The following is a 14,103-nucleotide window of genomic DNA, read 5'->3' on the forward strand; positions in this document are numbered from 1 at the left end:
AGAGGGCTGCCCCTTAAGTAGATCATCTACTTGAGGAGCAGCCCTTCCTTCATTTTACAATGCGGTTCACATGTCCATCGTTACTTTTTCAATATGCCTATATACTCTTTCCAAGGCCCAATATCCGTCCTGTATCTCCCGGCCATGACCCGTACGATCTGAGCCGTGTGCGTTAAATCATGAACTACCCAGGTAGACAATAATTCACTTGCCTTCACTACCCCTAATCTAGGGTGTAAGCCCGTCGCCTCAAGATTCAAATCCGTTTCCATATGAGCTTTAAGTTTGGCTAAATTTTGTGTTCTTAACGTTTTAAATTCCATTAACTTTTGTTCCATGGATAAACTTTCAATTGTGTGGGAATTGAGATCAATGGCGGGAAATGGTTTGCTTTCGCCTTCCTGCAGAATAAAGGCTAACCTTGGTATCCACGTATCTTTCTCTAACTCGATGAGGTGTTCAATGACTTCGGAGACAGTCCAGGTTCCTTCGCCTTCATTGCAATTCACCCATGTATCCGATAGGCCGGATAAAAAAAATTCCAATGATTGCGGTGTTCGCTCCAGAACCTCAATAGCTTCTTTCATATTAAAATTCATATAACGGCTCCTTCCTATGAGTGGGCTATTTTCGCAAAAACAGATATAAACCTATTCGCGAAAGAAGGAATATTTCCCTTTAAACCGATGCTGCCCGTTGGCGCGATCACGCCATACAAATGCGCGAACGGCGCGGATACCGCGCAGTGATACGGATTCGTCTTCTGAGGGAATGTGCTACGGTAAGGATAGGGCTTCAAGTCCCTCATCTATCTCAAGACAAAGGAGATCCACATGTACATTCGCTCAGCTTTCCCCGCGTCCAAGATCCGCAAACCGCTTTTGGCTTTGTTGATTGCAGCTTTATTGATTGCAGCCTTGCTCATCCCGCCAGCCGTTAATGCGACCGAGACGAAGATGCCTCAAAGCGGGCCTTCCGATCCGAAAGAGACGGAATCGTTCGTCGATAGCTTCTTCAACCGAGCGGACATTCAAGCAAAACTCGCGGGTGCCGTTATCGCCGTCGTCAAGGACGATCGGACGCTGCTAGCCAAAGGGTACGGCTACGCCGACGCGGAGCGTCAGACACCGGTCGATCCCGGCAGTACGCTCTTCCGTCTGGCCTCGCTTTCCAAAACGTTTACCGCAACCGCCGTCATGCAACTGGCCGAGCAGCACAAAGTCGATCTGGACCGTGATATCGGTGGCTATTTGAACGGGCTCCGGATTCCGAACAATACGCGCGCTCCACTGACGCTCAAACATCTGATGACGCATACGAGCGGTTTCGACCAAACGGAGGCGGACACGGACGAGGGAGATCCGCAGGACGTTTACACGCTGGCAGCTTTCGTCAAGGACAACCTTCCTACCGTCATCCGAAAGCCGGGAGAAGCGTTCAGTTACGACAACTACGCATACGACCTGCTGGGTTATATCGTACAAAATGTCTCTGGCAAACCGTTCGATACCATCGTCGCCGATCACATCTTCGCGCCGCTCGGTATGACTAACAGCCATTTGATCCTCACACCGGACGTGCAAAAACGACTTGCCGTCCCGCATGACGGAGCCGGCGAACCGCTTCCGCAGTACGCCACGTTCCCGAATAACTCGCCAGACGGAGGCCTCATGTCGACAGGGGCGGATATGGCCCGGTTCATGAGGGCTGAGTTAAACGGCGGCCAGCTGGGAGGTGCGTCCATCCTGAGCGCGCAGTCCATTCGGGATATGCAGCAGCTTGACGTATCCATTCATCCCGACATTCCGGGCGTCGGCTACGGCTTCGAGTCGTCGTTCCCGGAGTACGCGAACGGGCAAACCGTCGTCGACAAGGCCGGCGTTTCTTCAGGCTTTCAAGCACAAATGTGGCTGCTGCCCGAACGCAAAATAGGACTATTCGTCGCATTGAACAGTGCGCAGCAAGCGAGAACGATCCGCTCTCAGCTGTTCAAATCGTTCATGGATCATTATTTTCCGGAATCGCCAAATCCGCCGCAAGAAACAGCACCTCCCATAAGCCAGACGAAAGATCAGCTTGGGCGTCTGGAAGGCTTTTACCGCGATTTAAGGCTTCCAATATGGCATTACGATGTAGTCGCACAAGTCGGCGGACTGCTTGTCACCGACTCTTACGGGACGCATCGCTTGAAGCAAATCAAGGAGCTGCTGTTCGAGGATGAAGACGGCAGAAAAGCGGCTTTCAAGGATGGCGGCGAAGGCAAGCTGTACTTTTCCTATAATAAAGCGGACAGCTGGTCGGAAAAGCTGCCAGGCCCGAAACCCTTTTCCGATGTGCCCGACAACCACCCCTATGCGAGATTCATCTACTATGTTCAGCAGCAGGGCTTGCTCGGGAAAGAAGACAGTCTGGCGTTTAACCCGGATCAGCCGATCACCCGCGCTCAATTCGTCGGGCAGTTAATAAAACTATCCCATATCCCTTTGTCCCCGGAACCAGTGTCATTCGCCGACGCTGTACAAAGTCCGTATGCCGCCGAAATCCAGACGGCTCTTGCGTTAGGCCTCGTCAACGGCACGACCCGCGACGCGTTCGAGCCGGACCGGCCGATCATCCGCCAGGAAGCGGCTGTCATCTTGTCGCGTGCGCTGCTGCTTGGCTTCGGCTCGGCTGGAGCCGTTCCACTGAAAGCCGCGCTGACAGGCGATACCGACGACTGGGCGCTGGAAGGCGTGCAAACCATCGTCGCCAGAGGCTACTACGGCCCGGAGGTCGTTCCGGACGCAGCCGGCGCGGTCAACTATCGGTCGAATCAGCCGATGCTGCGCAAAGAAGCCGCCGCGATGTTTTATCATTTTCCGTAAAACGCACTAAGGAGCAAACCTCCCTTTGACGGCGAGGTTTGCTCTATTCTTATGGCATGCATGTTATACTTGAAACGGGTGATCTCATACAATGAACGGACTGAAACGTTTGCAGCCAAAACAAAAAAACGGCCGATGGATTGCCGCATCCATCGTTTGTTACCTCATGCTTGCCGTTTATATACATATCGTTTCTTTCAATGCGCCTTACCTCGGCATCGAGCTTGGGCAATCGTCCGGTGCCGGATGGCCGGTCGAATCGATCGACCCGAGCGGCAAGGCAGCGGATTGGGATATTCATCCAGGCGACAAGGTCATAGCCATGAACGGCAGTTCCCGTCCGAAGCTGATCGAGACCGTTTCCGGGTTTATTTTGACTAGAGCGGGTAATATCGCCGTCGAGAAGATGGACGGAATCCAGCGCGAGTTCCGAAGCGCGCCAGGCACGACCGACATCGTCCAAATGATAATCTCGGCCGCCTTGGAATTGACGCTGCTCGGCATCGGCGTCTTTGCCGTCCGGACGAAGCCGGAATCGCGCATTATTCGCCAGTTTTACATACTGAACGGATTGATGGCGCTATGCGTGCTGAGTCAGTTTTCAGACGAAAAAACGTTGTCCGAACTCATCATCATTTTATGCTCGATTTGGCTGCCGCACCTGCTCCTTTCTTTCTATTTGCTGTTGGTGTTTCGAACTGTCCATACCCGTTTCAAGAAGCTGCTTACGGGCTATCTGGTGTATTCGATCGTCCTCTCGCTATCGCTCGTTTACTTTATCGCGGCCGGTCAAGATGTGTACAATTGGGTCGTGGACATACTCAATTTGACGATTGTCGGCACGCTCCTGCTGCTGGCGGGCATCACCTTCACTTACTGGAAAACGTTCGGCCGGCCGGAGCAAAACCAGCTGCTCGTCCTTTTCGCCGGGCTGTTCTTAAGTCTGCTGCCTTACACGTTTCTATACGCCATTCCGATACTCCTCCGAGAGGAACCTATCGTCCTCGTCAAATATACGCTCATCGGCCTCATTCCATTTTCCGGCGCGATCACTTACCTTCTAATTGACAAGAGCATGCTCGATATCCGACTTCATTTTCCGCGACTGCTCATTCACGGCATTTATTTGGGCAGTTCGTTCGCGTTGTTCACTCTTGCTGCCAAAGGGCCAGCGGACGCGCCCTATCTGCTTTTTGTGCCGTTCGCCATGCTAACTTTCGTATATCAGAAATGCTTGCAGCGGTTTCGGCGCAAATTCCACCGGCACGCAGAATGGCTGGAACGGCAAAAGCTGAAGCTGTATAAGCAGCTCGCGGAGAATGAGAACAAGCCGCTTGTACAGAGCGACATGATCCCGTACAACCGAATCCTGCTCGAAGCGCAGCAGTCCGAACGCATTCGCACCACGTACTATTTGCACGATCATTTGCTGCAAAATTTGATCTTTTTGTCGCGGGACCTGGAGGAACTTCACGATACGGGGATAGCGGACAAAGAGCAAATCGCCATTTGGCTGAAATGCGTCTACGACTCGCAGCGCGATATTCGAACGCTATGCGACGATTTGTACCCGCATATTATCGACAAAGGGGATTTGAAAGAAGCGCTGCACTGGCTCATCCGCACGATGCGGGAAAAAGGAGATATCCGAATGGAACTCGCTTACGGGCTCCCTCCTGGAGAACCGGCAAACGAGCTGATCAAAACGAATTTGTTCCGGGCCATACGTGAAATCGTCCATAACGCCTTCAAGCATTCCGAAGCAACCGACATGACAATCCGATTATGGGTGGACCGGCAAACAATCTATTGTCAAATTACCGATAATGGCAAAGGATTCGACATCGCGTCGGTTTTGTATCCTTCTCTTGAAGGGGAAAGAAGGTTCGGGCTTCTGTCCGTACACAGCCAAATTCGCCACCTCGGCGGGGATACGGATGTCGACTCCTCCCTGGGAAACGGAACGGTCGTCACGATCAAACTGCCATTCGGAACGGAGGTGCATGCCCATGCCTGACAAAATAAGAGTCGTTCTGCTCGACGATCATCCCCTTGTGCTCGAAGGGTTGAAAAACCGGCTCGAAAAGGAGCCTGACATCGAGGTGCCACAAACGTTCGGCGACCCTCGCGAGCTGTTGGAGAAAATTGGCGACTGCCGGCCGGACGTGCTCGTCATGGACATCTCGATGCCGTATTTGAACGGATTCGAGCTGGGTAAAATGCTGAAAGAGCGCTTCGGCCATTCTTTGAAAATCATTCTGCTGTCCGGCTATACGTATGACGAGTTTTACGCCAAAGCCTATGAAATCGGGGCGCATGCCTACTTGTCCAAGCAGAGTACCTACGCTCAGATTATTAATGCAATTAAACAAAGCATGATGGGCTATGCACTCGTTTCCGAAAAAATGATGGCCCGATCCCCGGACCATCTTACCCCGAAGGAGCGAGAGGTGTTGGAACTGGTCGCCGTGGAGCTGACGAACAAAGAAATTGCTCTGCGGTTGGCTATCAGCCAGCGAACGGTCGAATACCATCTAACATCGATCAATCAGAAGCTCGGCGTCAAAACACGCATAGGTGCGGTTGCTCAAGGATACAAGTCAGGGTTGCTCGGTTCTTACACCCAAGACGATAAGAGGCGGCTTTAAGTCGTCTTCCCAGATATTTCGAAACGCGCCACAGGCAACTGGACAAAAGATAGCAAATCACCGCCACCAAACAACCACTGCCTCGCGGTCACCGGGCTTCCTTGCTCCCCCCAATTGCCGGCAACATTCGGATGAGCATGGTAGGCAGGGAAGTTGGAGGAGGAGACATCCAGCCTGAGACGCGATCCGCTTTTCAACCGCCATGTGATCGGCCATAACTCGATACTGATGCTCACGATGGTGCCAGGCTCATAAGCCAGCGGTTTGGATGATCCATTCCGATAGGCCAAGCTAGTGATGCCGTCGGCAAGGTTATAAGCTTCGCCACTGGCGAATACTTCCATTATTTTCACCGTAAAAGCGGTATCCGCCGCCGTTGAGCTCACATGCAGCTCGACCCTCATCTGACCGGCAAGGAGCAAATCCTGCTCCAAGGGTTCGGATAGGAAGGAAATCACGTCCGGCCTAAAGCCCGCTTCCGGTTGCAAGACACTTGCTGCTTTCGGGAGATAAGGGGAATCGCCATACACGGAAAGCAGCGTGCCGCCGCCTGCTGTAGGTACCGGATGCTTAGGGTCGTACTCATATGAAAAGGAAGCAGGCTGAGCAGACGGACGTTTCCCAAGCGAGTTCCCTTCGTTCAGATAAAATAACATTGGGTCATTCGCCGGCGGCCATTGTTCCCATGTTCGCCAACCTTTGTCTCCAATGACATAGGTATGAACGACTCCTAATTGATCCTCATATGGCTGATTTTTGAGCATAGCGTCAAACCAATCCAGCGCAGCTTTCGTTCCCCCATTCGGACCCTCCACACGTCCTCCCGGATAATCCAGATCGCCATAAGGAAGCAGCGAATGCACCCATGGACCGACGGTGAAACGGCTCTTGTCGCGAATGTCGGGCCTCAATTGCTGGAAAGCGGCGAACATCGTCTCCAGCGCAATATCGAACCAACCGCACACCATGCAGACGGGAATATTGATTTGCCGCGGCATTGACTTGAGCAGCCCCCATAAACCTTCATTCCATATGGAATCGCCAGAGCCGGGATTGGCAATAAAATCACGGTACCACGGCAACCTTTTGCCCAGGAGCTTCTCATCCATCTCGTTAGGGGGCCAAATTCGATAGGCATTGTGAGCCATCTCGGCTAAATCCGCTTCTCCCCAATCCTTGCCCGAGTTGGACAAGGCCCATGAAGTATAAATATCCGGCTTGAACATGCCGTCCATATAGGCAAAACGGTACAGATCCGTCCCCATCACGGAAAGGTACAGCGTCTTCACCTCCGGCGGCAAGCAATCCGCCAGTATCCATTGATTGAAAGACAAATACGATCCGCCGTACAGGCCGATGCTGCCATCCTGCCAAGTCTGCCGAACTAACCAGTCCAGCGTATCAAGCCCATCCGACCTCTCGTTAACATAAGGCTCCCAAATTCCTTCGGACGAGCCTCGCCCTCTGCATTCCTGAAGAACGATCGCATACCCGTAACGAGCAAAAACGACAAAGGAAGGATCGTACACATCCCCGCTGTCTACGTAAGAATTACGCATAAGAAGGACGGGCCATGGACCTTTCCCTTCCGGCAGCCATACATGCGTCGCTAAACGAATGTTGTCACGCATCGGGACCATCACCTTGTGATACTCTCTAACTTCGTGCGTAGGCTCAGGCATCCGATACTCGGTTGTTTCTGACATTTTTAATCCCTCCTAGGCAAGGATAAACGACTTCGTCGTCCTTTTAGGACGAGCGCGTTTGTCAAGGTAGATGCGAAGCAAAAGTATAAAACTTATACTTTCTGATCTACAGACAAAGACGTCCATCCCAACGTGCGGGATGAACGCCAACGGCGCTGCCGTTAATTGCCGTAGACTTCTAACTCGTAAATACGGGCGTTGCTGCGGTCGCCGGGAGTCTGTGCATACCCGACATCGCTTTGAACCGTGGTTGTGATGTATAACCGGACATAACGACTGGAGAATGAAGCTACCGATCGATCGGTGATCGCAGCGGTGTTCCCCGTGACGGCATCCACGTCCGTCCAATTCGTGCCGTCGCTGCTCTTCTGCAGCTTGAAATCCTTCGTATTGTAGCTGGCTGTCTCCCCATTCGAGCTTGCATGCTTGACGACCCAGCGGTTAATGACATAGCTGGTTCCTAGATCAACCTTCAGCCACTTGTCTCCAGGCACGAGATTCAAAGGCTGCGACGTCCACTTGGTTGTTGTTCCTCCATCAACCGCTTTCGTCGCGGATTCGGTTGTATTGATCTCGTCGCTTGCGGTCACTGTTTTGTTCAGAGCCACATTGGACGGAGCCGAGCTTTGCCCTAACGCTTGATTCATATTGCTCACAATTGTCGCATACGAAGTCCCGTCCAGCGCAAGGTGTATCGTCTCGTTAACCGACGTTGGAATCGTCAAATCGGTTCCCAACATTGTGCCGCTATCCACTCCGTTGCGGTACATGCGCACTGTCTGCCCGCTCCATGGATTGGCAACCGTCGCGGTTTTGCCTTTTTCGCTGACGATGCGGACATATTCAACTTGATTGTTCTTTCTGCTGCTCGAGATGAGAAAAGCGCCGTCTGCGCGCAGGTCCCCATACTTCGCATCGGTGCCCGCCGGCCAGTTCGCGAACACTCTGATTTTATTCTGGAACGATTGCAGCATCATTTCGGCTAAGGTTGCCGGCACAACATTGAAATTCTCAATCCCGCCACCGCCGGTTTTAATATGCATGTTGGCATAGCTTGCGCTGCTGACGAACGATGAAAGCTGGCTCAGAATCGTCGCCGGATCATAGCCAACCCTGGCTGCAGCCGGATAAAATGTATTGGTGCCGTTGCCGTCCGTCCAGCGGGCCATCTGGCCGATCATGTTTTTGGAAGTTTGAAGCAGCGACGCACTGCTGGATAGACCGATCTGGCGTCCGGGATAAATGTGCTGGATGCCAATCGCGTTATCCGTGCTCCAGTCCCGCCCGACTTCCGTATAGCGGAATACGGTCTGACTGTTTCTTGTCTGCGTTGGAAAAGCACTAAGATTGTTCAGGATGTTCTGCCATGTCGTTCGGAGAGCCGTATCCTGACCGAGGGCCGTACTTATGTCTATGCAGCCTTGAAGCACATAACGAACCAATCCGAGCGACATCACCCCATTGGTTTGAGGATACGCATCCCCTTCATGCTGGGCATCGTTCGTAATGACATATCGCGAGCCGTCCCACGTCAAATAGTTCTGCCAAAATTTCGCCGCCTCTTTCAAATAGGCATAGATGGAATTCGCATAGGTCGAGTCAGCCGTCGCGTAGTAATGGTCAAGCATAACGGTGGCCCCAAACACGGCATTCGTTTTCTGGTTATGGTAATTTCCGTCTGTGTCCATCGTGAAAGGACCTATGCCTACGGGGTAGTAAACTCCGGTAAATCCAGCGCCCGTCGCTGCGGATTGCCCTTTCGGAATCCAGTCGAGGATGGGCTTGTCATAGGCATTTGCAAGTTCAACATGGTTCGTAGGCATAGCAAAATAAAAAGGAGCCTCTGTGTTGTAGTTCAGATGGTAATCGCCGCCCCAGTCCGAATTGCGGGCTATCCAAGCCCCCCACAGTCCTGGAGGCGCTTCGCCTGTTCTAGAACTGCTTCCGAGCAAATACAGCGAGCCGTAGAACGATTTCTCGATCGTTTTGTTCGGAATTTCGATGAAAGATTTTGAATAGAAGGCATCCCACCACGATTGATGCGCGGCTTTCAGCGAATCTATATCCCCTTGCGTTTTGGAACTGATATTGCTTAACGCGAGTGATTGATAATTGGCTGAATCTTTATTGCTCATGATGCTTGTGACGAGTGTATATGTGCCCCCTGGTGTCAAAGTGAACTGAAGCTGGTTATTGCTGATTGTTCCCGTCGTTCCGATCACTCGCGTTGCGACGCGGGCTTTGATCGTCGATATGCCATTCACGGTATCGGCACTGTCCGCCCTGACATCACGGTACAGAATATCCCCTGAGGAACCGATCGAGCTCGTGAACGTATTCTGATTGGCTGGGGAAAGAGAAATTGTCGCACTCTTCGAACCGCTTCCCGTGTACGTAAACTTCGTCATAAACAGGTTGTTCGTCGTATCTGTCGCCTGCACCCAGCTCGTCGTGTTGATGGTATTGCCTGAGAGTGTAAACGTACCGTCCACTTGCGCGCTGGCCAGCTTCTGCTCCGTTAAGTACGACGAGCCCGTCATGCCGGAAACGGCGATGCCCAATCTGGCCATCGATTTCAATTGACGCTCGGCAACGGAGAAAAATTCATTTTTACCGAGCACGATCGTCATCGCATCAATGTTTCCGACCATAACGGCGCCAACATCTCCGTTGCCCAATAGTGGAGCGTTGGTCGTGTTGCCGAAATTGCTGTCCGCCGGAGGCGAAGTCCACGTCCCCTTGTATGCGCTTACGATTCGCTGTGCATGATTGGCCGTAACCGTATCCGCACTCGCTGAGGGAACCCCTACCGTTGTTAGAACAGATACGCTTGCTACGATAATAGCCAAACTTGCTCCCCATGCTTTTCTCATTACTATACCCTCCCCATGTTTGTTAGAGTTCATCGAACTCGTTAGATAAAAAGCCGCTTCAACTTTTTACAAAAAAGAGAAGCGGCTGTCGATCCCGGATGTGTTCTACTTGGATGCTTTCCAAGCATCAATTTGCTTCTGCATTTCGGCCAAAATATTGTCCAAGCCCGCCTTTTTCAACTTCGCGTTCATCGTTGGCAAGGTTGTGTCCGGATCGGCGATTCCCGTGATCAGCCCGGAATAAAATTCGTCCACCACCGAAGCGGTTTGCGCCAACTCGCTCTTCACGTTGCTTGGATCGAACGAGAAACCTAACAATTTGGACGGAATAGCTGCGGCATTCTTATCAGGACCTGCCGGATACCATTTCGGCTGAGTCGCACTTGTGCGGAACGAATTGAACATGTTGCCGTACTCCCAACCGGAGTCCATCCAATAACCGGCATTGTCCACTTTTTTGATCAAATCATCCGAAACCTTCGTATAGTGCTTGCCTTCGATGCCATAGCTCATCAAATTAAACAGCTGTGGATCGGCATACATCAAGTTGTAGAACATCATGGCTCTTGCCGGATCTTTGGAAGTTCGGGAAATCGCTGTCATTGTTGCGATAATAGAGCCTGTGCTCATATAAGGCTTAGAGAATTCAACCGCTGCTACGTTCGCTGCATCTCCGCCGCCGAATCTTTGAGCCTGGTTCGCGGCCGAATCCGGATTAATGACTGTAAATGTGGATGACGCATATTTGCCCGCCAATTCATCCGAGTTCGTGTCTTTAATCGTTGCCGCATCTTTGCGGATAATCCCTTTGGAATACCATTCGCGCATTTGTTTCAAAAAGGCCGTGAACTCCTGCGTTTCATACAAATTCACGACTTTGGACGAGGCATCGTCAATTCGGATAACACCGGGATTTTTCTGCGAAAAATATTCAAGTCCGATTGCGGTGCCGTAGTTGCCCATCACATCGGTGTCGCCTTTTAAGCTAAACGGATATTTATCCGGTTCAGCCTGTTTGACTTTTTCAAAAAACGGCGTCAAATCGGCCAACTTTTTAAATTGATCGGCTTTATAGCCGTATTTGTCCAAGTACGTTTTGTTCATGAGCAAGCCCGGTGTGCGAGCCAAAACTTGGGTATTAATGATGCCGTACAGCTTGCCTTTCACCTTCGCGGCGTCCCAGGCGGACGGGGGGACTTGCTTCTTAATATCAGGACCGTATTTCGCTAACAGATCCGTAATGTCGAGGAATGCGCCTTTGTTTACGTTTTGCAAATAGTCGTTCGTCCAGTTCGATGTGAAAATCAGATCCGCTTTCTCTCCTGAGGCTGCAATCGCTTGCATTTTCTGATCGTACGTACCCCAATCGACTAGTTGAATGTTCAGCGTGGCGTTTATTTTCTCTTTCGTAATTTTGCTCATCGCATCCTGCACAAGCTTAGCATCCGGGAATACGCTTTGCGGCAAATACCATGTAATTTCGTAAGGCTTAAGCTCCGTTGCGGCTGGAGAGGCGGCAGCACTGCTGGCAGGAGAAGAAGGCGCGCTGCTGACCGGCGAAGGAGATGCACTGTTGCTGTTAGTCCCGCAAGCGCTAAGCAGCATGCTGATGGACAGGCAGCTTATGATGACGGGTGACAAGGTTTTTAATGTTCTATTTTTCATATTCGAACCCTCCTAATGTCATGTTACAGGCTGTGTAATCTATTATCATCCGATCCGGATTCGGATTGACAAACACTTTACATTCAGTTAGCCTTTCACCGCGCCAACTGTCAATCCTTTGATCAAGTATTTCTGGAAGAAGGGGAAAGCGAACAGCATCGGGCCGGCGGCCAGAATGGCAATTCCCATACGGGAAGATTCGGCTGGAATCGCGCTCATATCAATGCTGATGCCCGCTTGCATGTTTTTCGTCAAAAACTCGATATTTGACATGATCCGCTGCAGAAAGTATTGAAGCGGTATCAATTTTTCATTTTGGATATAGAGCATGGCCAGCCACCAATCGTTCCAATACGCCAGTGCGTAGAACAAGCCTACCGTAGCCAGCGCCGGTTTCGACAGCGGAAGAACGATCCGCACAAAGGTACTCAGCTCCGACGAACCATCGATTTTGGCAGATTCAATAATCTCGAAAGGCAGGCCATCCATGAACCCTTTCATCAGCATCGTAAACCACGCGCTGACGCCATACGGAAGAATTAAGGCCCAAATCGTATCCTGAATGTGCAGGACGGTTGTTGTGATAATGTACGAAGGCACCAATCCTGCATTAAACAATAGCGTGAAGAAGATGAAGTAGCTCGTAATTTTGCTATAGCGATAATCCTTGCGGGTCATTATGTAAGCAATGGAAGAAGTGAGAATCAGGCTTAACGCAGTTCCTACGACAGTTACAAAAATCGTGACCATGTAGGATTGAAGCAGCGCTTTTGGCGTTTGGAAAATGTACGAATACGCGACAAACGTAAACCGTTTGGGAATGAGCTGATAGCCATACTTCGCGATGTCCCCGTCAAATGAAAGCGAGACAGAAATGACGTACAACATGGGATAGATGAAGATAATGGACAGGACAACAAAGAACAGAATGATCAGCCAGTTATTTTCTGACTTTTTCTTGACAGATGGACGCACCGTCCCCCTCCTCCCTAGAACAAAGCGTTGTCTCGATTAAATTTACGAACGAATACATTCGTCGCCACAACCAGAATCAAACCGACAATCGCCTGATACAAGCTGGCCGCAGACGCCATCCCCAAGTCACCGACGACACGCAGCGAACGGAACACATACGTATCAACGACATCTGTCGTGGCATACAGCATGCCCGCATCCCTCGGCACAAAGTAGAACAGTCCAAAGTCCGAGTAAAAGATCCGGCCCACATTGAGCATGAACAGCATCGTAATTAACGGCAAAATGAGCGGGATGGAAATTTTCCGAATTTGCTGCAACCGGGAAGCTCCATCTATAGAAGCAGCCTCATAGTAACTGTTGTCGATGGACAGCAAGCCCGTGAAGAAGATGATGGCGGTGTAACCGACATTTTTCCATAAATACGTTAGCAGTAAAATAACCGGCCAATACCCCGGCTTGCTATACCAGTCAATCGGGGGAAAATGAAACTGTGCCAACGTCTTATTAATCACGCCGAAGGAAGGATTCAGCAAAATGTAGCTGACAAAACCTACGACAACCCATGAAAGAAAATAGGGGAAAAACAAGATCGTTTGAAACAGTTTGACCCATCTTCGGCCTAACTCCGCCAGCAATAAACCGATGACTAGAGCGCACGACATCCCCACGACAATAAACAATCCGTTTAATAGAAGAGTGTTCCGTGTAATTCTCAGCGCATCTTGCGAGTTGAAGAAAAACTTGAAGTTATGAAGCCCTACCCAATCGCTGCCCCAAATACCTTTGGTATAGTTAATATCCTTGAATGCGATCACGATGCCATACATCGGCAAGTAGTAAAAGACAAACACAACAAGTACCGCTGGCAAACCGATGAAAAATAAGCTTCTTGCTTTCCAGAAATGCTTCCATTCCTTCTGTAAGGCGGTGAAGATTCCCAAGTATGTGATACCTCCTTCTGTAGATGCTGTTTCGTCCTTCGCGATTTCATCATACGAAATCCCTTGGCGAATTGAATACTGCTCATTTTTGCACGGGCTAAAATGTACTGTAGTTTTGAAAAATCGGCTGAATTTCAACTGTACTTTACGCAAACAAGCCACCGACACGAGGGTCGACGACTTTTTATATGCTGAGAAGGCCAAAAAGGCCGGCTCAGACGCAGAAAAGCGGCGATCTCGCTCCGAGACGGCCGAAAAAGCCGGCTCAGCCTCTGAAGATGGCTGACGGCTCGTATTTCTATACTGAGAAGGCCGAAAAGGCCCTCTCAGACGGAAAAAAGCAGCGAGCCCCCTCCGAGACGGCCGAAAAAGCCGTCTCAACTTCCGAAGACGGCTGACGGCTCACTTTTATATGCTGAGACAGCTTT

Annotated in this window: 9 protein-coding genes; 3 read left to right on the forward strand and 6 right to left on the reverse strand. The window is 50.8% G+C overall.

The features are described 5' to 3' along the window. Window positions 1-80 precede the first annotated feature (80 nt). Window positions 81-599, reverse strand: coding sequence for a DinB family protein (locus tag AC3WRW_RS12305; protein ID WP_492546609.1), 519 nt, complete (start codon window positions 597-599; stop codon window positions 81-83). A 234-nt stretch (window positions 600-833) separates the two neighbouring features. Here AC3WRW_RS12305 and AC3WRW_RS12310 point away from each other — a divergent pair, with 234 nt between their 5' ends. From AC3WRW_RS12310 to AC3WRW_RS12320, 3 genes are all read left to right on the forward strand, one after another. After that, entirely contained in the window at window positions 834-2,864 is a 2,031-nt protein-coding gene (locus AC3WRW_RS12310) for a serine hydrolase domain-containing protein (RefSeq protein WP_492546610.1), read from the forward strand. Between the two features lie 91 nt (window positions 2,865-2,955). Beyond that, the gene (locus tag AC3WRW_RS12315; RefSeq protein ID WP_492546611.1) at window positions 2,956-4,881 is read left to right on the forward strand and encodes a sensor histidine kinase; all 1,926 of its coding nucleotides are present in this window, start codon (window positions 2,956-2,958) and stop codon (window positions 4,879-4,881) included. Then, window positions 4,874-5,512: a response regulator transcription factor gene (locus tag AC3WRW_RS12320; protein WP_492546612.1), complete on the forward strand. Its 639-nt coding sequence runs from the start codon at window positions 4,874-4,876 to the stop codon at window positions 5,510-5,512. The genes AC3WRW_RS12315 and AC3WRW_RS12320 overlap by 8 nt, the downstream gene beginning before the upstream one ends. Here the strand turns inward: AC3WRW_RS12320 and AC3WRW_RS12325 are convergent. The 5 genes from AC3WRW_RS12325 to AC3WRW_RS12345 form a co-directional block, all read right to left on the reverse strand. Beyond that, window positions 5,509-7,218, reverse strand: coding sequence for a CocE/NonD family hydrolase (locus tag AC3WRW_RS12325; RefSeq protein ID WP_492546613.1), 1,710 nt, complete (start codon window positions 7,216-7,218; stop codon window positions 5,509-5,511). The two genes, AC3WRW_RS12320 and AC3WRW_RS12325, sit on opposite strands and share 4 nt — an antisense overlap. A 161-nt stretch (window positions 7,219-7,379) precedes the next feature. Further along, entirely contained in the window at window positions 7,380-10,091 is a 2,712-nt protein-coding gene (locus tag AC3WRW_RS12330) for a discoidin domain-containing protein (protein ID WP_492546614.1), read from the reverse strand. Window positions 10,092-10,196: 105 nt separating this feature from the next. Then, window positions 10,197-11,756, reverse strand: coding sequence for a DUF3502 domain-containing protein (locus AC3WRW_RS12335; protein ID WP_492546615.1), 1,560 nt, complete (start codon window positions 11,754-11,756; stop codon window positions 10,197-10,199). A gap of 87 nt (window positions 11,757-11,843) precedes the next feature. Continuing rightward, window positions 11,844-12,731, reverse strand: a complete 888-nt coding sequence (locus AC3WRW_RS12340; RefSeq protein ID WP_492546616.1) for a carbohydrate ABC transporter permease — start codon at window positions 12,729-12,731, stop codon at window positions 11,844-11,846. Window positions 12,732-12,745: 14 nt separating this feature from the next. Continuing rightward, entirely contained in the window at window positions 12,746-13,675 is a 930-nt protein-coding gene (locus AC3WRW_RS12345; protein WP_492546617.1) for an ABC transporter permease, read from the reverse strand. Window positions 13,676-14,103 lie beyond the last annotated feature (428 nt).

The organism is Paenibacillus sp. FW126-R14 (assembly GCF_058789495.1).